This is a genomic window from Enterobacillus tribolii (assembly GCF_003363015.1).
Lineage (GTDB): Bacteria > Pseudomonadota > Gammaproteobacteria > Enterobacterales > Enterobacteriaceae > Enterobacillus > Enterobacillus tribolii.
The window spans coordinates 98240-116542 of sequence record NZ_QRAP01000012.1; the positions used below are offsets into that span (position 1 = coordinate 98240).

18 protein-coding genes are annotated in these 18303 nt (G+C 56.0%); 15 read left to right on the plus strand and 3 right to left on the minus strand.

All coding sequences use genetic code 11. The features are described 5' to 3' along the window. The first annotated feature begins 2 nt into the window (after nucleotides 1-2). From ubiE to hemB, 8 genes are all read left to right on the plus strand, one after another. Nucleotides 3-758, plus strand: coding sequence for a bifunctional demethylmenaquinone methyltransferase/2-methoxy-6-polyprenyl-1,4-benzoquinol methylase UbiE (ubiE, locus tag C8D90_RS19605; protein ID WP_115460155.1), 756 nt, complete (start codon nucleotides 3-5; stop codon nucleotides 756-758). Nucleotides 759-771: 13 nt separating this feature from the next. After that, nucleotides 772-1374 carry a ubiquinone biosynthesis protein UbiJ gene (ubiJ, locus tag C8D90_RS19610; RefSeq protein ID WP_115460156.1) on the plus strand — a complete coding sequence of 201 codons (603 nt, stop codon included), beginning with the start codon at nucleotides 772-774 and terminating at the stop codon, nucleotides 1372-1374. Beyond that, complete coding sequence (gene ubiB, locus C8D90_RS19615) at nucleotides 1374-3005, plus strand: ubiquinone biosynthesis regulatory protein kinase UbiB (protein ID WP_115460157.1); 1632 nt, start codon at nucleotides 1374-1376, stop codon at nucleotides 3003-3005. The genes ubiJ and ubiB overlap by 1 nt, the downstream gene beginning before the upstream one ends. 172 nt (nucleotides 3006-3177) lie before the next feature. Next, on the plus strand, nucleotides 3178-3444 hold the full coding sequence (tatA, locus tag C8D90_RS19620; RefSeq protein ID WP_115460158.1) for a Sec-independent protein translocase subunit TatA: 267 nt from the start codon (nucleotides 3178-3180) through the stop codon (nucleotides 3442-3444). A gap of 3 nt (nucleotides 3445-3447) precedes the next feature. Then, entirely contained in the window at nucleotides 3448-3978 is a 531-nt protein-coding gene (gene tatB, locus C8D90_RS19625; protein ID WP_115460159.1) for a Sec-independent protein translocase protein TatB, read from the plus strand. Nucleotides 3979-3981: 3 nt separating this feature from the next. Then, entirely contained in the window at nucleotides 3982-4782 is an 801-nt protein-coding gene (gene tatC, locus C8D90_RS19630; protein WP_115460160.1) for a Sec-independent protein translocase subunit TatC, read from the plus strand. 57 nt (nucleotides 4783-4839) lie between these two features. After that, on the plus strand, nucleotides 4840-5622 hold the full coding sequence (gene tatD, locus C8D90_RS19635; RefSeq protein ID WP_115460161.1) for a 3'-5' ssDNA/RNA exonuclease TatD: 783 nt from the start codon (nucleotides 4840-4842) through the stop codon (nucleotides 5620-5622). A gap of 14 nt (nucleotides 5623-5636) precedes the next feature. Further along, the gene (gene hemB, locus C8D90_RS19640; RefSeq protein WP_115460162.1) at nucleotides 5637-6659 is read left to right on the plus strand and encodes a porphobilinogen synthase; all 1023 of its coding nucleotides are present in this window, start codon (nucleotides 5637-5639) and stop codon (nucleotides 6657-6659) included. A 73-nt stretch (nucleotides 6660-6732) separates the two neighbouring features. Here the strand turns inward: hemB and rfaH are convergent, their stop codons facing one another. Further along, the gene (gene rfaH, locus C8D90_RS19645) at nucleotides 6733-7221 is read right to left on the minus strand and encodes a transcription/translation regulatory transformer protein RfaH (protein ID WP_115460182.1); all 489 of its coding nucleotides are present in this window, start codon (nucleotides 7219-7221) and stop codon (nucleotides 6733-6735) included. Nucleotides 7222-7435: 214 nt separating this feature from the next. On the opposite strand from rfaH, the gene pepE reads away from it, so the two are divergent. The 3 genes from pepE to fre all read left to right on the plus strand — a co-directional run bounded on the left by pepE (nucleotide 7436) and on the right by fre (nucleotide 10516). Continuing rightward, nucleotides 7436-8161: a dipeptidase PepE gene (gene pepE, locus C8D90_RS19650; RefSeq protein ID WP_115460163.1), complete on the plus strand. Its 726-nt coding sequence runs from the start codon at nucleotides 7436-7438 to the stop codon at nucleotides 8159-8161. Nucleotides 8162-8276: 115 nt separating this feature from the next. Continuing rightward, nucleotides 8277-9767: a 4-hydroxy-3-polyprenylbenzoate decarboxylase gene (ubiD, locus tag C8D90_RS19655; RefSeq protein WP_115460164.1), complete on the plus strand. Its 1491-nt coding sequence runs from the start codon at nucleotides 8277-8279 to the stop codon at nucleotides 9765-9767. Between the two features lie 47 nt (nucleotides 9768-9814). Continuing rightward, entirely contained in the window at nucleotides 9815-10516 is a 702-nt protein-coding gene (fre, locus tag C8D90_RS19660; RefSeq protein ID WP_115460165.1) for an NAD(P)H-flavin reductase, read from the plus strand. A gap of 95 nt (nucleotides 10517-10611) precedes the next feature. Here the strand turns inward: fre and fadA are convergent, their stop codons facing one another. Then, nucleotides 10612-11778, minus strand: a complete 1167-nt coding sequence (gene fadA / locus C8D90_RS19665; RefSeq protein WP_115460166.1) for an acetyl-CoA C-acyltransferase FadA — start codon at nucleotides 11776-11778, stop codon at nucleotides 10612-10614. Between the two features lie 10 nt (nucleotides 11779-11788). After that, the gene (gene fadB / locus C8D90_RS19670) at nucleotides 11789-13978 is read right to left on the minus strand and encodes a fatty acid oxidation complex subunit alpha FadB (protein WP_115460167.1); all 2190 of its coding nucleotides are present in this window, start codon (nucleotides 13976-13978) and stop codon (nucleotides 11789-11791) included. A 187-nt stretch (nucleotides 13979-14165) separates the two neighbouring features. On the opposite strand from fadB, the gene pepQ reads away from it, so the two are divergent. From pepQ to hemG, 4 genes are read left to right on the plus strand one after another with little or no spacing between them, the layout of a single operon-like run. Further along, a complete protein-coding gene (pepQ, locus tag C8D90_RS19680) occupies nucleotides 14166-15497 on the plus strand; it encodes a Xaa-Pro dipeptidase (RefSeq protein ID WP_115460169.1) in 1332 nt (443 codons plus the stop codon). Continuing rightward, on the plus strand, nucleotides 15497-16114 hold the full coding sequence (locus C8D90_RS19685; RefSeq protein WP_115460170.1) for an IMPACT family protein: 618 nt from the start codon (nucleotides 15497-15499) through the stop codon (nucleotides 16112-16114). The genes pepQ and C8D90_RS19685 overlap by 1 nt, the downstream gene beginning before the upstream one ends. Nucleotides 16115-16169: 55 nt before the next feature. Then, complete coding sequence (gene trkH / locus C8D90_RS19690; RefSeq protein WP_115460171.1) at nucleotides 16170-17621, plus strand: Trk system potassium transporter TrkH; 1452 nt, start codon at nucleotides 16170-16172, stop codon at nucleotides 17619-17621. A gap of 14 nt (nucleotides 17622-17635) precedes the next feature. Beyond that, nucleotides 17636-18169, plus strand: a complete 534-nt coding sequence (gene hemG, locus C8D90_RS19695; RefSeq protein WP_115460172.1) for a menaquinone-dependent protoporphyrinogen IX dehydrogenase — start codon at nucleotides 17636-17638, stop codon at nucleotides 18167-18169. The last annotated feature ends 134 nt before the right edge of the window (nucleotides 18170-18303 follow it).

Here is an 18303-nt window from a genome sequence, read left to right on the forward strand (position 1 = left end):
ACATGACGGATCAAACGCAGGAAACCACGCATTTTGGTTTCCGTACGGTGTCCAAAGCCGAAAAGGCGGGCATGGTGGCAGAAGTCTTCCACTCTGTGGCGGCAAAATATGACCTGATGAATGATCTGATGTCTTTCGGTATTCATCGAATCTGGAAGCGTTTTGCTATTGATTGTAGCGGTGTGCGCCGGGGACAGCGGGTGCTGGATCTGGCGGGCGGCACCGGCGACCTGGCGGCCAGGTTCTCCCGCATGGTCGGCGAGCAGGGCGAGGTGGTTCTGGCCGACATTAACGGTTCCATGCTGAAGATGGGGCGTGAAAAGCTGCGGAATCAGGGCGTGGTTGGCAATATCAACTACGTGCAGGCCAATGCCGAAGCGCTGCCGTTCCCCGAAAACTATTTCGACTGCATTACCATTTCATTCGGCCTGCGTAACGTGACCGACAAGGATAAAGCGCTGCGTTCGATGTTCCGCGTGCTCAAGCCGGGCGGCCGCCTGCTGGTGCTGGAGTTTTCCACGCCGCTGATCGACGTGCTTAATAAAGCCTATGACGCCTATTCCTTCCACGTGCTGCCGCGCATCGGCGAGGTAGTGGCGCATGATGCGGAAAGTTATCGCTATCTGGCGGAGTCCATCCGTATGCATCCGGATCAGGAAACCCTGAAAGCGATGATGGAAGATGCCGGGTTTGAAAACGTGGGTTACTACAACATGACGGGCGGTATTGTTGCACTGCACCGTGGCTACAAGTTTTAACTGAAGGGACGCTATGTTAATCCCATTACTTACCGCCGGCATTGAAACGGCGCTTAATTCGCTGCTCTACCGCGACCGGGCTTTGCAGTCAGCCCGTTTGCGCCTGGCGGGTAAGGTGTTGGGCGTTTCCGTGCGCGAACTGGATACGCCGCTGTATCTGATTTTTAGCGAGCGCCAGGTAGATGTTCTGGGCCGCTGGGAAGGGCCGGCGGATTGTAATGTCAGCACCCGTATGGCCGTTTTGCCTGAGCTGCGTGACCGCCAGCAATTAGCGGCGCTCATCCGCAGCGGTGATCTGGTGGTGGAGGGTGACATTCAGGTCGTGCAGCAATTTGTTACGCTGATCGATCTGGCGGAATGGGATCCGGCTGAAGTTCTGGCGCCGTATACGGGGGACGTCGTTGCCCAGGGTATCGGCATGGCGCTGCGTAAAGGCATCGGCTTTCTGAACGCCGGATTGCGACGCCAGCAAAACTACCTGGCGGAAGCATTAACGGAAGAGTGGCGCCTTGCGCCCGGGCCGCTGGAAGTTGCCTGGTTTAATGGAGAAACGGACGCCGTGGCACGCGAAGCGGTTAAGCTGGAGAAGCGCCTGGAAAAACTGGAGGAGAAGTAATGACGCCATCGGAGTTGCGCCGCCTGTATCTGATCATTCGGGTATTCCTGAATTACGGCCTGGATGAACTGATCCCGAAGATGCGCATCACGCTGCCGTTACGCTTCGGTCGCCGTTTTTTGTTTTGGATGCGCAATCAGCACCGGGATAAGTTGCTGGGCGAACGCCTGCGTTTAGCTTTGCAGGAACTGGGGCCAGTATGGATCAAGTTCGGGCAAATGCTTTCCACGCGTCGCGACCTGTTCCCGCCGATGATTGCCGATCAACTGACCCTGTTGCAGGATCGGGTCTCTCCCTTTGATGGCGCCCTGGCGCGCCAGCAGATTGAACAAGCGATGGAAGGATCGCTGGAACAGTGGTTTGATGATTTCGATCAGCAGCCGCTGGCTTCCGCCTCCATTGCGCAGGTGCATACGGCGCGTTTGAAAGAGAACGGGCGCGACGTGGTGCTGAAGGTGATTCGTCCGGATATTCTGCCGGTGATTAAGGCGGATATCCGCCTGATGTACCGCCTGGCCGGATGGGTGCCGAAATTGCTGCCGGACGGTCGCCGCCTGCGCCCACGGGAAGTCGTGCGTGAGTATGAAAAAACGCTGCTGGACGAGCTGAACCTGCTGCGTGAGGCGGCCAATGCGATCCAACTGCGGCGTAATTTCGACGGCAGCCCGATGCTGTACGTGCCGGAAGTATATTCTGATTACTGCCGCGAAAACGTATTGGTGATGGAACGTATTTACGGCATCCCCGTTTCGGATATCGCTGCGCTGCATGCCCAGAATACCAACATGAAACTGCTGGCGGAGCGCGGGGTTCAGGTGTTTTTCACCCAGGTTTTCCGCGACAGCTTTTTTCATGCCGATATGCATCCCGGTAATATTTTCGTCAGCTATGAACATCCTGATGACCCGCAGTACATTGGCATCGACTGCGGCATTGTCGGCAGCCTGAATAAAGACGATAAGCGCTATCTGGCGGAGAACTTCATCGCCTTTTTCAACCGTGACTACCGTAAGGTTGCCGAACTGCACGTTGATTCCGGCTGGGTGCCGTGTGATACCAACGTGGAAGAGTTTGAGTTTGCCATTCGTACCGTGTGCGAACCGATTTTTGAAAAACCGTTGTCGGAGATTTCATTCGGTCACGTATTGCTGAACCTGTTCAATACCGCGCGTCGTTTTAACATGGAAGTGCAGCCGCAGTTGGTGCTGCTGCAAAAAACGCTGCTGTATGTTGAAGGACTGGGGCGCCAATTGTATCCGCAGCTCGATTTATGGACGACGGCCAAGCCTTTTCTGGAAAGCTGGATGCGTGACCAGGTGGGGATTCCGTCGGTGCTGCGTGCGCTGAAAGAGAAAGCGCCATTTTGGGCGGAAAAGTTGCCTGAGCTGCCTGAGCTGTTCTACGACAGTCTGCAACAGCATAAGGCCCTGCAGCGCAGCATTGATAGTGTGGCTGCGCAACTGAGCCAGCAGCGCAGCCGTCAGGGTCGATCACGTTATTTATTCGGGATTGGCGCTACACTAGTACTGAGTGGTACGATTTTGCTGCTGGCGCAAGTCGCGGTATGGCCGGCCTGGGTGATCGGCGGCGGCGTAGCCGTCTGGATTGCCGGGTGGTGCTATACACGGTAGGTTTCACGCCGTGCCGGGTCCCGGCATAGCTTGAATAATAACGGGTTATACCTATTAGTAAGTATTTCCCCCTCTGACCGCATATTCCCGGTCGATATAGTTGAAAAATATCCGTGCGAGTACCGTATAATGCGGAGCACGAATAAACCCCTGTAAGTAGAGGTGAATGATAATGGGCGGTATCAGCATTTGGCAGTTGTTGATTATTGCGGTGATCGTGGTGCTGTTGTTTGGTACTAACAAGCTGCGTACTTTAGGTTCCGATCTCGGAGCTTCCATCAAAGGTTTTAAAAAGGCTATCGGGGACGAAGACAAAACGCCTCCGCAGCCGACTAACACGGCTTCCACGTCTCAGGATGCGGATTTTAAATCCATTGCCGAACAACAATCCGGCATGAAAAAAGAAGAGACGAAGACTCAGGACAAAGAGCAGGTATAAACCGTGTTTGACATTGGGTTTAGTGAGCTGTTGCTGGTGATGGTCATCGGGCTGGTTGTCCTGGGGCCGGAACGGTTGCCTGTCGCCGTGCGAACGGTTGCTGGCTGGGTCCGCGCCCTGCGGTCGCTGGCGGCGTCGGTTCAGAATGAGCTGACGCAGGAACTGAAACTACAGGAATTGCAGGACAGCCTGAAAAAGGCGGAGCAGGCCGGGTTGCAGAACCTGACGCCGGAGCTGAAGGCGTCGATGGATGAACTGAAAGAAGCCGCGCAGGCGATGAAGCAAAGCTATCATCCCAATAACATGTCAGAACCCTCTGGAGCGTCCGTAGCTCCGGAGGCGCCTCCGAAGGGCGGGGTTGATCCGGAAGCTATGCATGATGAGGAGGAGCACGGCATTTCACGGGCTCCTGCTGCGGATGTTGCTGCGGCCCCTGAACCTGAAAAAACGCCCCCGGTTGCTGAGGGTAACCCCCCGGCAACGGTTAAGCCGGATGTTCCGGCCTCCACGCAATCCACCACAAGCGATCGTTAAAACATGGCCGTTGATGATACCCAGCCTTTGATTAGCCACTTAATCGAACTGCGTAAGCGGCTGTTAAATTCGCTTATCTGCGTTCTGGTTGTTTTCCTGGCATTGGTGTATTTCTCCAATGATATCTATCACATGATATCCGCACCTTTGCTCAAGCAGATGCCGAGCGGCGCAAGCATGATTGCGACGGACGTGGCATCGCCGTTTTTTGCGCCGATCAAACTGACGATGATCGTTTCGGTGTTCGTTTCGGCGCCGATGATCCTGTATCAAATCTGGGCTTTCGTGGCGCCGGCGCTGTATAAGCATGAACGCCGGTTGCTGATGCCGCTGCTGTTCTCCAGTTCGGTGCTGTTTTACGTCGGCATGGCGTTTGCCTATTTCGTTGTGTTTCCACTGGCGTTCGGCTTTTTTGCCAAGACCACGCCGGTTGGCGTAATGATTGCGACGGACATTACCAAATATCTCGACTTTGTTATGGCGCTGTTTATGGCGTTTGGCGTGTCGTTCGAGGTGCCGGTTGCGATTATTCTGCTGTGTTGGAGCGGCGTCACTACGCCGGCGGAGCTGCGCAAGAAGCGCCCTTATGTGATTGTGGGGGCCTTCGTTGTCGGGATGCTGCTAACGCCGCCGGATGTGTTTTCGCAAACCCTGCTGGCGATACCGATGTGCTTGTTGTTTGAGGTGGGTGTGTTCTTTGCCCGCTTTTACGTCGGTAAGCGTCGTCCACGCAATAGCGAAGATGACGACGCCGACGAAGGCGAAAACGGGGCGGATGCTGCTGAGCGCCCGGAAAAAGAGTAATCTGTTGAGTCATTACGGACCGCCCTCTTGGGCGGTCTCTGTTTTAGGGAGCATGTCATGCTGGATATCGGTGTAAATCTGACCAGCCGCCAATTTGCCAAAGATGCCAATGACGTCGTGGCGCGGGCGCGGCAGGCCGGCGTCAGTGGTATGATGATTACCGGCACCAACCTGAAGGAAAGCGGCGCTGCATTGGCGCTTGCCCGGCAGCATCCCGGATATTGCTGGTCTACCGCCGGCGTGCACCCTCATGATGCCAGTAGCTGGAATGAGGCTACCGCACAGAGCATCGCGCAGTTGGCGGCGATGCCGGAGATCGTGGCGGTCGGTGAATGCGGCCTGGATTTTGATCGTAATTTTTCCACCCCGGCAGAGCAGGAACGGGCGTTTGACGCCCAGTTGGCGCTTGCCGCCGAGGTGAACAAACCGGTATTTCTGCATTGCCGTGAGGCGCACGGGCGGTTTGTCGCCATGCTGAAACCCTGGCTGACCCGGATACCCGGCGCAGTCGTGCATTGCTTTACCGGCAGCCGTGATGAGTTGATGGAGTGCCTGGCGCTGGGCCTGCATATCGGCATTACCGGCTGGGTGTGCGATGAGCGTCGGGGCCTGGCGTTGCGGGCGCTGCTGCCCGATATTCCCGATGACCGCCTGTTGCTGGAAACCGATGCCCCCTATTTGTTGCCGCGGGATTTAGAACACAAACCCAAATCACGGCGTAATGAACCCTGTTTTCTGCCGCATATCGTCAGGCAGGTAGCCGGCTGGCGCCGACAGGACGCCTCATGGCTGGCGCAGGTGACCGAAGACAATGCCCGCCGGTTGTTCCGGTTGGCTTGAGTAAGGAGAAAAAAGTGAGCTATGCATTCCCTGGCGCCTTTCCTGGCCGCCGCCTGCGTCGTGTACGTCGTCATGATTTCAGCCGCCGTTTGGTGGCGGAAAATGTCCTGACCGTCGACGACCTGATCTATCCCGTATTCGTTATGGAAGGGAAAAATCATCAGGAGCCGGTAGCATCCATGCCGGGTGTTTCTCGCATGACCATCGACTTACTGGTGAAGGAAGCCGAGGCCGTTGCCAAACTGGGCGTTCCCGTGTTGTCTTTGTTTCCGGTGATTGGCACCGACAAGAAATCGCTGCATGCCGAAGAAGCCTATAACCCGGATGGGTTGGTGCAGCGTACCGTGCGTGCGCTGAAGGATGCGGTTCCGGAGCTGGGTATTCTGACCGATGTCGCGTTGGATCCGTACACCACGCACGGGCAGGACGGCGTGATTGATGAAGACGGCTATGTGATCAATGACGTCACCAAAGAGATTCTGGTACGGCAGGCGTTGTCCCACGCGCAGGCCGGCGCAGATATCGTGGCGCCCAGCGACATGATGGACGGACGTATCGGCGCCATCCGCGATCAGCTGGAGGCGCAGAAGCTGGTTAATATCCAGATCATGGCTTATTCCGCGAAGTATGCGTCCTGCTATTACGGCCCGTTCCGTGATGCGTTGGGTTCCGCCGGCAACCTGAAGGGCGGAAACAAGAAAACCTACCAGATGGATCCGGCTAACGGTGACGAAGCCCTGCAGGAAGTCGCGCAAGATTTGCAGGAAGGCGCGGATATGGTGATGGTGAAACCGGGTATGCCTTATCTGGATATGGTTCGCCGGGTGAAAGATACCTTTGGCGTGCCGACCTTTGCCTATCAGGTATCCGGCGAGTATGCCATGCACATGGCGGCGATTCAGAACGGATGGTTGCAGGAGCAGCCGGCAATTATGGAGTCACTGTTGTGCTTCAAACGTGCCGGTGCTGACGGCGTGCTGACCTACTTCGCCAAACGTGTGGCGCAGTGGCTGCATGATGCGGAGATGAACCGCTAATCGTTTTGACGGCCGTTCAGCGACGTAAAAAAGCTCCGGATTTCCGGAGCTTTTTTGTCTGTTGAGCGCGAGATTACAGCTTTTCGAAATTAACGTTATTCACGCTTTGCGTAACCTGCTGATTCAGGAGCGTTAACAGCAACAGGGCGCGTTTCTCCCCGTCCGGTTCAGCATAAATGGCTTTCATGCCTTCAAAGGTGCCTCCGGTGATGAGTACCTCATCGCCCGGCATCGGTGTTTTGGGATCGAACACATCGGTCGGCAGTTCGTTCATCAGCGTTTTTATCACCCGGAAAGGCACCGTAGCCGGCTGAGAGCCGAAGCGAACGAAATGGCTGACGCCGCGGGTAGATTGCACCGTGGTGGTGTGGATGCGTTCAGGATCCAGTTCAATAAACATGTAATTAGGAAACAACGGCTCACTGACCGTCAGGCGCTTTCCGCGTACGATTTTTTCCAGGCTGATCATCGGCGTAAAACAAGGCACCTGCTGCCGCTCCAAATGCTCCTTGGCTCGTTGAAGTTGTCCCCGTTTACAATAAAGCAGATACCACGATTCCATAATCATCCAACATTCAATACGCCTGTTAATTAATAAGCATAGCAAAAGCCGTATTTTATAAATAGGGTGAGTGGGAGCGTTTAGCGGAACATAGCGCAGAATTCACTATATTCTTCTCTTATCAGCACAATAGGCAGAAGATCACATCAACTGAGAAAAGATTTGGTTATAAATACGATTCTCGAATTATTCATCATTGGAGGAGCAGGCGTTCATGGAGCTATTTTTATTAAGTAACGGCAAACTTTCCGGGGAGTCGGAGTTGCTTGGGTACGCGAAGGCGCAGATTCAGGCGATGCTGCTGCGCAAAAAAATCCGCTCCGCGGTGCTGATTCCTTACGCCGTTATCCGCAGCACCTACGACGCGAGGGCGGAAGAACTGGAAAGCTCGTTGGGGATCAAGGTCACAAGCGTGCACCATTTTGCCGACCCGGCGGAAGCTATCGCTCAGGCGGAATGTATTTTGGTCAGCGGCGGTAATACCTGGGTACTTAATCAGCAATTACATGAGCTGGGGCTGGTTGTTCCCGTGCAGCGGGCGGTTCGGGAACGTGATGTGCCTTATATCGGCTGGAGTGCGGGCTGTAATGTGGCGACGCCCAGCATTCGCACGACCAATGATATGCCGGTGCGCAGCAGCGCCGTTCTTCCCGCGCTGGGCCTGTTCCCGGTGCAAATTAACCCGCACTATATTGATGCGCACGTCAGCGGCCACATGGGTGAAACCCGCGATGAGCGTCTGGCTGAGTTTTGCGCAATCAACCCTTCCGAGTCGGTGATTGCCCTGCGTGAGGGCAGCATGCTGCATGTGTCCGGTAATCATCTGGAGTACTACAGCAGCCGCGGAGAGGGCTACAAGATTTTCCGCCATCAGCAGGAAACCCGTGAGTATTATGACGCTCAGGCCCTGGCTGAGCTGGTGCCGTTTCATTGCGCCTGATAGCGGCAGATAAAACGCCTGAATAAACGGCGCGTTATTTGTTTGTAACGAAAGTGCAGCAAGCCGGGTGAAGAATGCTTATAATGGCATCTTCACCCGTTCTTACAAGAAAGTTATGAAATACCGTGACTTGCGTGAATTCCTTTTGTTGCTGGAGCAAAGGGGAGAGCTAAAACGTATCAGCCAGCCGATTGATCCCTATCTGGAAATGACGGAAATCGCTGACCGTACGCTACGGGCCGGCGGGCCGGCATTGCTGTTTGAAAACCCCGTCGGCCACGACATGCCGGTGCTGTGCAATCTGTTTGGTACGGCTAAACGGGTGGCGTTGGGAATGGGGCAGGAAGAAGTCAGCGCGCTGCGCGAAGTTGGGGAGTTGCTGGCTTTTTTGAAAGAGCCGGAGCCGCCGAAAGGTTTTCGCGACCTGTTCGATAAGCTGCCTCAGTTCAAGCAGGTGCTGAATATGCCGACCAAGCGCCTGAGTTCCGCGCCGTGTCAGGAGCAAATCTGGCAAGGGGATGACGTGGATATTGGCCGCATTCCCGTTATGCACTGCTGGCCGGAGGACGCTGCGCCGCTCATCACCTGGGGCCTGACGGTGACCCGCGGCCCGCATAAAGAACGCCAGAACCTGGGGATTTATCGTCAGCAGGTGCTGGGAAAAAATAAAATTATCATGCGCTGGCTTTCTCACCGCGGCGGCGCGCTTGATTTTCAGGAGTGGCGCCAGGCGAATCCGGGGCAGCGCTTCCCCGTGGCCGTCGCGCTGGGCGCCGATCCGGCGACGATGCTGGGTGCGGTGACGCCGGTGCCGGACTCCTTGTCGGAATATGCTTTCGCCGGCCTGTTGCGCGGCACTAAAACCGAAGTGGTGAAGTGTGTTTCCTGCGATCTTGAAGTTCCGGCCAGCGCGGAAATCGTGCTTGAAGGGTATATCGAACCGGGTGAAGTTGCGCCGGAAGGCCCTTATGGCGATCACACCGGCTATTACAACGAAGTAGATAGCTTTCCGGTGTTCACCATCACACATATGACGCAGCGACGCGATCCCATCTATCATTCCACCTATACTGGACGCCCGCCGGATGAGCCTGCGGTAATGGGATTGGCATTGAACGAAGTCTTCGTGCCGATTTTGCGTAAACAATTTCCTGAAATTACCGATTTCTATCTGCCGCCTGAAGGATGCTCCTACCGTATGGCGGTGGTGACGATGAAGAAGCAGTATCCGGGGCATGCAAAACGCGTCATGATGGGCGTATGGTCATTTTTGCGCCAATTTATGTATACCAAGTTTGTTATTGTCTGTGATGATGATATCAACGCCCGCGACTGGAAAGACGTGATCTGGGCGATTACGACCCGTATGGATCCCGCGCGGGATACCGTAATGGTGGAAAATACGCCGATCGATTATCTGGATTTTGCTTCGCCGGTGTCTGGTCTGGGTTCGAAAATGGGGCTGGACGCTACCAATAAATGGCCGGGCGAAACACAGCGCGAGTGGGGCCGGCCAATCATAATGGATGAAAACGTACGTACGCGGATAGATGCCATCTGGGATGATTTAGCTATTGTCAGCGGCGACAGAAGCGGTAATAAATGATTGCCTGTTTAGCCAGATAAGTACCGATTACCCGACAGAGTGAATACATGACAACGATGAGCTGTAAAGTGACTTCGGTTGAGGCTATCACCGACACGGTTTACCGGGTCCGGCTGGTTCCCGACGCCCCCTTTTCATTTCGTGCAGGGCAGTACCTGATGGTGGAGATGGATGAGCGTGATAAACGTCCGTTCTCTATCGCTTCCACGCCTTTGCAACAGGATTATCTGGAGCTGCATATCGGGGCTTCGGAGATTAACCTGTATGCGATGGCGGTGATGGACAGGATACTGAAAGAGCGCGAAATCACCATCGATCTGCCTTACGGGGAGGCGTGGCTGCGTGAGGAGAGCTCGCGTCCTTTACTGCTAATCGCCGGCGGCACCGGCTTTTCCTACGTTCGCTCCATTCTGATGATGGCGCTGGCGCAGCAGCCGGAGCGTGAAGCGGCGATTTACTGGGGCGGGCGCGAGTCGAAGTATCTCTACGATCTGCCGGAACTGTATGCGTTGCAGGAGAAATACCCGCAGCTGAAAGTCGTGCCGGTGGTGGAACAGCCTGAAGCCGGATGGAAAGGGCGTTCCGGTACCGTATTGGGCGCAGTGCTGCATGATTACGGCTCTCTGGCGGATTATGACATCTACATCGCCGGGCGTTTTGAAATGGCGAAGATAGCCCGTGAGCGTTTCTGCGCCGAGCGGGACGTCAGTGAAGAACATTTATTCGGCGATGCGTTTGCGTTTATCTGATTGAGACGGGCGGGAAGCTTTCCCCGCCCGAACCCCGAAAATAAAAAGCCCGCCCCTGACAGGCGGGAAGTACGGCAACTAAACCCGATTTGCATTTATCCGATGCGTTCGAACACCGTTGCGATGCCTTGCCCCAGCCCGATACACATGGTTGCCAGCCCGAACTGCACGTCGCGTTTTTCCATCAGATTCAGCAAAGTCGTGGAGATGCGCGCGCCTGAGCAACCCAGCGGGTGACCTAGCGCGATAGCGCCGCCGTTCAGATTCACCTTTTCATCAAGCTGATCCAACAGCCCTAAATCTTTCAGGCAGGGCAACGTCTGTGCTGCAAACGCTTCGTTCAGTTCAAACTGGCCGATGTCAGAAAGCGCCAGCCCGGCGCGTTTCAGCGCCAGCTTAGTGGCCGGAACCGGCCCATAGCCCATGATGGACGGATCGCAGCCAACCACCGCCATTGCGCGGATCCGGGCGCGGGGCTTCAGGTTCAGCGCTCTGGCGCTTGATTCACTCATCAGCAGCATCGCGGCGGCGCCGTCGGACAGCGCGGATGAGCTGCCGGCGGTGACGGTGCCGTTAACCGGATCGAACGCAGGTTTAAGCGCGGCCAGGCTGGCGACGCTGGTTTCCGGGCGAATGACTTCATCGGTTTCCAGCAGCTTCAGCACGCCGTCAGCATCATGACCCGGCACGGGGACAATCTCATTGCGGAACGCGCCGCTGGTTGTGGCCGCCCAGGCGCGCTGATGCGAGCGCGCGGCAAACTCGTCCTGCATTTCCCGGCTGATGCCGTGCATTTTGGCCAGCATTTCAGCGGTCAGCCCCATCATACCGGCGGCTTTCGCCACCGTACGACTCAGGCCGGGGTGGAAGTCCACGCCGTGGTTCATCGGAACGTGCCCCATGTGCTCCACGCCGCCGATCAGGCTGATATGGGCATCGCCGGTCATGATGGCGCGCGCCGCATCGTGAATGGCCTGCATCGAGGAGCCGCACAGGCGGTTGATCGTGGTGGCCGGTACGGTGTGCGGAATTTCCGCCAGCAGCGCCGCGTTGCGGGCAATATTGAACCCTTGCTCCAGCGTTTGCTGCACGCATCCCCAGTAAATATCGTCAATGGTGTTGGCATCAACCTGCGGGTTGCGGCTGAGCAGTGCGCGCATCAACCGGGCGGAAAGATCTTCCGCGCGAACCTGACGGAAAGCCCCGCCTTTGGAGCGGCCCATAGGAGTGCGCACGGCGTCGATAATCACTACGTTTTCCATCTTTGCGTCCTCAGTCCGGGGTGCCGGTATTCAGGGTTGCGGCGGGCGTCACCGCGGGATAGTAGCTATCGTTGGTTTCCGCTTTGGCACGCAGCCCGGCGGGAACCTGGTACAGCGGGCCAAGGTGCTGATAGCGATGCGCCATTTCTACGTACTGTGCGCTGCCCAGCGTGTCCAGGTAGCGGAAGGCGCCGCCGTGGAACGGCGGGAAGCCGATGCCGTAGATCAACGCGATATCCGCTTCCGCCGGTGATGCGACGATACCTTCTTCCAGGCAACGTACGACTTCGTTAACCATCGGGATCATCATGCGGGCGATGATCTCTTCGTCGCTGAAGCTCTGGTTGCCCGGGGCAACGGAAGACAGTATGGGCTGAACCCGTTCATCCGCCTCTTTGCGCGGTTTGCCCTTGGCGTCTTCCTGATAACGGTAGAAACCCAGGCCGTTTTTCTGGCCGAAGCGCTGTTGTTCGAACATTACGTCGATGGCATCGCGATACGCCTTCGCCATGCGTTGCGGGAAACCCTGCGCCATGACGTTCTGGGCATGGTGCGCGGTATCAATGCCGACCACGTCCAGCAAATAAGCCGGGCCCATCGGCCAGCCAAAGCGTTTTTCCATCACTTTGTCGATCTGGCGGAAATCGGCGCCGTCACGCAACAGCAGGCTGAAGCCGGCAAAGTAGGGAAACAGTACGCGGTTGACGAAAAACCCCGGGCAGTCATTGACGACGACCGGTGTTTTTCCCATCCGGGTTGCATAGGCCACGACGCTGCCGATGGTTCGGTCGGAGGTTTTTTCACCGCGGATGATTTCAACCAACGGCATGCGGTGAACCGGGTTGAAGAAGTGCATGCCGCAGAAGTTTTCCGGCCGTTTCAGCGCCGCGGCAAGTTGATTGATGGGAATGGTCGACGTGTTCGATGCCAGGATTGCGTCATCCGGCAGCAGGGCTTCGGTTTCCGACAATACCGCGGCCTTCACGCCGGGGTTTTCCACCACGGCTTCAACCACGATTTGCGCACGGTTGATGCCTGCGTAGTCCAGCGTGGGCTGAATCGTTGACAATACCTGCGCCATTTTCATACCGCTGACCTTGCCGCGCTCCAGCTGTTTGTTCAGTAATTTAGAGGCTTCGGTCATGCCCAGCGTCAATGATTTTTCGCTGATGTCTTTCATGATGACCGGCACGCCTTTCAGGGCGGACTGATAGGCGATGCCGCCGCCCATAATGCCCGCGCCCAGTACGGCGGCGTGGGTGGGAACGGCGCCGGCCTGAGCCAGTTTTTTGGCTTTGCCTTTTACCGTTTGTTCATTGAGGAAAATACCGACCAGCGCCCGTGCTTCATTGGTGCGGGTTAGCGGCACAAAGCTGGCAGTTTCCAGTTTCAGCGCCTCATCACGCGCCATGCCGGCGGCAGCTTCGATGGTTTTTACCGCGGTCATCGGGGCGGGATAATGTTTACCGGCGGTTTGCATCACGACCGCTTTTGCGGTGGCGAAGCACATTGCGCTTTCCACCGGGCTGAGCCTGAGCGGCTCCAGCTTGGGACTGCGGGCCGCACGCCAGTCGAGCTGACCCGCAATCGCCTGCTTCAGCGTAACGAGCGCAGCGGATGTCAGTTTATCCCGGGCGACGACGGCATTGACCAAACCGAGCTTCAGCGCCTGCTCCGCGCCGACATCTTTACCGGCGGCGATGATTTCCAGCGCGTTATCGGCGCCGATCAAACGCGGCAGGCGAACCGAACCGCCGAAGCCGGGCATAATTCCCAGGCGGGTTTCCGGTAAGCCGATGCGGGCATCCGGCGATGCGATGCGGAAGTCGGTCGCCAGAATACATTCACAACCGCCGCCCAGCGCATAACCGTTGATCGCGGAAAGAGTGGGAACCGGTAAGTCCTCCAGACGATTGAAAATGCTGTTGGCATGGCGCAACCATGAAGCCAGCGTCTCTGCCGGTGCGGCAAATAACGATAAGAATTCGGTAATGTCCGCGCCGACGATAAAGGCGTCTTTGGTGGAACGGAGTACCAGACCGCGCAATTGCGATTGTCGTTCCAGTACGGTCAGGGCGTCGCCCAGGCTGGAGACGGTATGCGTATCCAGCTTGTTGATAGCGGCCCGGGCGTTAAATACCAGCTCGGCAATGCCGTCTTCGAGCCAGTTAACATAGAGGTTTTCGCCTTGGTAGAGCATCGTGATCTCCTGAATCAGCGCAAGTGATCTGGTATGACCAGATGATTTCGAGTGTGGAATCTATGTTAATAAATTGCAAATTTGTTATTAAAAATTTGCAAACATGATCACAGCTCTCCGGGAATGCGATCTTCGGTTCCGGGCTGTGGTAAAATGAAAAATTCGTTGTGGCCAAAAGGGGATACACATGGAAACGCTGGCTTCACTGTATTCGGAGCATCTTGAGACACTTCAGCAACGCGCGCGCGTGGTGCTGGAACGCAATCAACTGGATGCGTTGCTGATTCATTCCGGTGAATTGTTGACGCTGTTTTTGGACGATCGTGACTACCCGTTCAAAGTAAACCCGCAGTTCAAGGCCTGGGTGCCAGTGACTCAGGTGCCTAATTGCTGGCTGTGGATTGACGGCGTCAATAAGCCCAAACTGTGGTTTTATTCTCCGGTTGATTACTGGTACAGCGTGGAGCCGCTGCCCGAGGCGTTCTGGACGCCGCATGTGGAACTGACCGCGCTGCGTAAGCCCGATGATATTGCGCAATTATTACCGGCTGCCCGCGAGCGCGTGGCGTATATCGGATACATTCCCCAGCGTGCGCTGGCGTTAGGGATCAAAGCGGAACTGATTAACCCTCAGCCGGTGCTGGATTACCTTCACTATCACCGCGCGTACAAAACCGGTTATGAACTGGCCTGCATGCGCGAAGCGCAAAAAACGGCCGTTGCCGGACATCGCGCGGCATTTGAGGCGTTCCAGTCCGGAATGAGCGAGTTCGACATCAACCAGGCGTACCTGACGGCCACCGGGCACCGCGATCTGGACGTTCCCTATGACAATATCGTGGCGCTGAATGAGCACGCTGCGGTGTTGCATTACACGACGCTGCAGCATCGTCTGCCGCAGGAAGTACGCAGCTTCCTGATTGACGCCGGTGCGGAATACAACGGTTATGCCGCCGATCTGACCCGTACTTATGCCGCGAAGCCTGAGAGCGATTTCGGGGCGCTGGTGCGCGATCTTAATCAGGAACAGCAGGCGCTGATTGGCACGTTTAAAGTCGGCGTGCGTTACACCGATTATCATATTCAGATGCATCAGCGCCTGGCCAGGTTGCTGAAGAAACATCAGCTTCTGGTGGATATCAGCGAAGAGGCTGCGGTGGCCGAAGGGCTGACCACGCCTTTCCTTCCGCATGGCCTGGGGCATCCGCTGGGGCTGCAGGTACATGACGTGGCCGGCTTTATGCAGGATGAAAACGGCACCCATATGGCGGCGCCGGAAATGTATCCTTACCTGCGCTGCACCCGCGTGATGGAGCCGGGTATGGTGTTGACCGTGGAGCCGGGGCTGTATTTCATCGACTCCCTGCTGGAGCCATGGAAAGCCGGGAAACACGGAAAACATTTCGACTGGGCGAAAATCGGGGCGATGAAGCCGTTCGGCGGCATCCGTATTGAAGATAACGTCGTGTTCCACGAAAAACGCGTGGAAAATATGACGCGTGATCTGCACCTTGATTAATGAGCCAGGGGTATGCCATCCCCGCTGACGATGTTTGCATCAGCGAGGAGATTAAGAAAAGCCGCTTTATTACATATCTGGGGCATACTCCCGGTAATGAAGCGGCGAGGGCGTTCGTTCAGCGAATTAAGTCAGCGCATCCGGATGCCCGGCATCATTGCTGGGCGTTCGTTGCCGGTAATCCGCAGGATTCGCAGCAACTCGGTTTTTCTGACGACGGCGAGCCGTCCGGTACGGCGGGAAAACCGATGCTCTCCCTGCTGATGGGCAGTGGGATCGGCGAGATTACCGCCGTGGTCGTGCGTTATTATGGCGGAATCAAGCTGGGCACCGGCGGACTGGTGAAAGCATACGGCGGCGGCGTGCAGCAGGCGCTGAAGCAGCTGCCGACGCAGCAAAAAATTCCTCAGAGTGAGTATACTTTGTCGTGTGACTATGCGTTACTCAGCCAGATTGAATCCCTGATCCGGCTGGCGGATGGCGACATACTGCAAAGTCAGTTTGCTGAAGGGGTGACACTGACGCTGAGTTTGCCGCGAGCGGCGGTGGACGAAGTTGAGAGGAAATTGCGTAACCTGAGCCGGGGTGAGTTACATCTCCGGGCGGTGACGCCGTGATTTCCCGGTATTTGTTTTTGACAGATTCACATTTCTGAGCAAGGAACGTGCCCGAATGCATTTTCGTGCCATTATCCGCATCGTCGGTCTACTCGTCATCCTCTTTTCCGGAACGATGTTTATTCCCGGGCTGGTGGCCCTCATCTATCGCGACGGCGCAGGGCGGGCATTTACCCAGACTTTCTTCGTCGCCCTGGCGATCGGGCTTTTCCTCTGGTGGCCGCAGCGTAAGCAAAAGCATGAACTGAAGCCGCGTGAAGGTTTTCTGATCGTGGTGCTGTTCTGGACGGTGCTGGGCAGCGTGGGGGCCTTACCTTTCCTGTTTTCGGAGCGCCCGAATCTGGGGGTGACGGATGCCTTTTTTGAGTCGTTCTCCGGGCTGACCACGACGGGCGCGACCACGCTGGTCGGGCTGGATCATTTACCCAAAGCGATTCTGTTTTACCGGCAGATGCTGCAATGGCTCGGCGGTATGGGGATCATCGTGCTGGCGGTGGCGATTTTGCCGATATTGGGCGTCGGGGGGCTGCAGTTGTACCGGGCAGAAATGCCGGGCCCGCTGAAAGACAATAAAATGCGGCCGCGAATCGCTGAAACGGCAAAAACGCTGTGGCTGATCTATGTATTGCTGACGATCGCCTGCGCGCTTGCCCTCTGGGGGGCGGGGATGGATGTGTTTGACGCCATCTCCCATAGCTTTGCCACCATTGCCATCGGCGGTTTTTCTACCCATGATGCCAGTATCGGCTATTTCAACAGCCCGACGATCAATACCATTGTCGCCATTTTCCTGCTGATTTCCGGTTGTAACTTCGGTTTGCATTTTGCCGTGCTCAGCGGTCGTAGCCTCAGGGTGTACTGGCGCGATCCGGAATTCCGCATGTTCATTTTCGTCCAGTTTACGTTGGTGGCGGTTTGTACGCTCGTATTGTGGTTGCATAATACTTATAAAGATCCATTGCAGGCGCTGAACCAGGCCTTCTTCCAGGTAGTTTCTATGGCGACGACGGCGGGCTTCACCACCGATGGCATCGCCCACTGGCCGCTGTTTTTGCCGGTATTGCTGTTGTGTTCCGCTTTCATCGGCGGCTGTGCGGGGTCTACGGGCGGAGGGTTGAAGGTTATCCGGATACTGTTGCTGTTTTTGCAGGGCTCCCGCGAGCTGAAACGCCTGGTGCATCCGAATGCGGTCTACACGATAAAATTGGGGAACCGTGCGCTGCCGGAGAGGATTCTGGAAGCCGTGTGGGGATTTTTCTCCGCTTATGCGCTGGTGTTTATCATCAGTATGCTGGCGGTTATTGCAACCGGCGTTGACGACTTCTCTGCTTTTGCTGCGGTGGTTGCCACGCTGAATAACCTGGGGCCAGGGCTTGGGGTGGTGGCGGATAACTTCACGACGATGAATGCCGCTGCCAAATGGGTGCTGATTGTAACGATGCTGTTTGGTCGTCTGGAAGTATTCACCCTGTTAGTACTGTTTACTCCGACTTTTTGGCGCAATTGATCTAGGGAAGACATATGAAAACGCTGATTCTTTACTCCAGCCAGGATGGACAAACGCAGGCCATTGCCTCTTCTATTGCCTCCTCGCTGGCGGTAGAGATGCGCTGTGAAATGCATGATTTGCGGGATGCGCAGGATATCCGGTTGGAAAATTTTGACGCCGTGCTGATCGGCGCGTCGGTACGTTACGGCCATTTCTCGCGGATATTGCACAAATTTGTCCGTCGCAATGCAGAAAAACTGAACGCCATGCCGAGTGCGTTATTTACGGTAAACCTGACGGCGCGCAAGCCGGAGAAGCGTTCACCGCAAACCAATGCGTATACCCGCAAGTTTTTGTTGGCTTCACCGTGGACGCCGAAGCTGTGTGCGGTGTTTGCCGGCGCATTGCGTTATCCGCATTATCGCTGGATTGATAAGGTCATGATCCGCTTTATTATGAAATTGACCGGCGGGGAAACGGATACCACGAAAGAAATCGAGTATACCGACTGGGAGCAGGTTGCCCATTTTGCACAGGATTTCGCCCGTTTAGCGGCTTCCCGCTGAGTTTTTGCCCGGAAAATACCGTGAATTTTGTGATGTTGCTGAAAAAAAAAGCGCTTAGCGTTTTTTTTTAAATTAACACTTGTCAGCCATCAGGAAGTCCCTATAATGCGCCTCCACTGACCGGCAAACAGCAC